At 77.8% G+C, this 1217-nt stretch carries 1 pseudogene; it reads left to right on the forward strand.

The features are described 5' to 3' along the window. Window positions 1-1217, forward strand: a pseudogene (locus E5A74_RS21070) (chromosome segregation protein); the annotation flags it as partial.

A 1217-nucleotide genomic window follows, 5' to 3' on the forward strand; every position in this document is an offset into this window, starting at 1 on the left:
GCTCGCCGAGACGCTCCCGCCTTGGCTCGCGCGCCGTGCCCGGAGTTCGGCCGCGGCGACGCTCTGGCGGGTGATCGAGGCGGTCTGTGTGCTGCATAAGGGGTGCGGCGGGCGCTACCTCGGCGGGGCGCGCACCCGCGCCGAGCGGGCGGGACGCGATCAGGCCCGCGTCGATGCCGAGATCGCGGCGCTGGGCAGCGCCGAGCCGCTCAAGGCCGAGAAGGCGCGCGCGATCGAGGCGCGGGCGCAGGCGGTGCAACAGGCCGAGGCAGCGCGGGCGGGACTGGCGCAGGCCGACGCCGATGAGCGCGGCGCGATCGCCGCGCGTGATCGCGCGCAATCCGCGCGCGCCGCGGCGCATGTCGAGCTGGCCCAGCTCGACAGCGAAGCCGCGGCGTTGGCCAAGGCGACCCAGCCTTCGGGCAAGGATCGGCTGCTCGATCGGCTCAGGGTCGATGCGGGCTATGAGCGCGCGCTCGCCGCCGCGCTCGGGGACGATCTCGACGCGGGGCTCGATACGGGCGCCGAGCGCTATTGGGCAGGGGCCGAGCCGATGGCCGGCGATCCGGATGCGCCGACGGGAACGGTCGCGCTGGCGCGCCATGTCGCGGCGCCGGCCGGGCTGGCGCGGCGGCTGGCGCAGGTGCTGGTGGCGGAGAAGGACGACGGCCAGCCGCTCGCGGTCGGGCAACGGCTGGTGACGCTCGCCGGGGTGTTGCGGCGCTGGGACGGCTATGTCGCGAAGTCGGGCGGCGCCGCGGCGGCCGAGCGGCTCGAACGGGTCAACCGGCTCGCGGCGATCGAGAAGGCACGCCCGGCAGCGGCGCGCGCCGTCGAGACCGCCGATGCCGAGCTGGCGCGGATCGACGAAACGATCGGCGCAGCGCGGCAGGCCGCGGCCGAGAGCCGGCGCCTGCTCGGCGAGGCCGAGAATGCCGGGCGCGAGGCGGGCCGGGCCGAGGACCGTGCCACTGCCCAGCTCGAACGGCTCGAGGCCCAGCGCGCCGACCTCGATTCGCGCCGCGCCCGGGTGGCGGGCGAGCTGGACGAGGCGGCGGGCGAGCTGGCGCGCGCCGAGGCGGGCAAGGCGGCGCTGCCCGACGGATCGGCGACGCGGGCGCGGGTGGCGGCGCTGTCGTCAGAGGCCGAGGCGCGGCGCGGCGCGGCGGCCAATGCGCGGAGCGAGCGCGGGACGCTCGAGCGCGAGATCGCGCAGG

It is taken from the genome of Sphingomonas naasensis (genome assembly GCF_004792695.1).
Classification (GTDB): domain Bacteria; phylum Pseudomonadota; class Alphaproteobacteria; order Sphingomonadales; family Sphingomonadaceae; genus Sphingomonas; species Sphingomonas naasensis.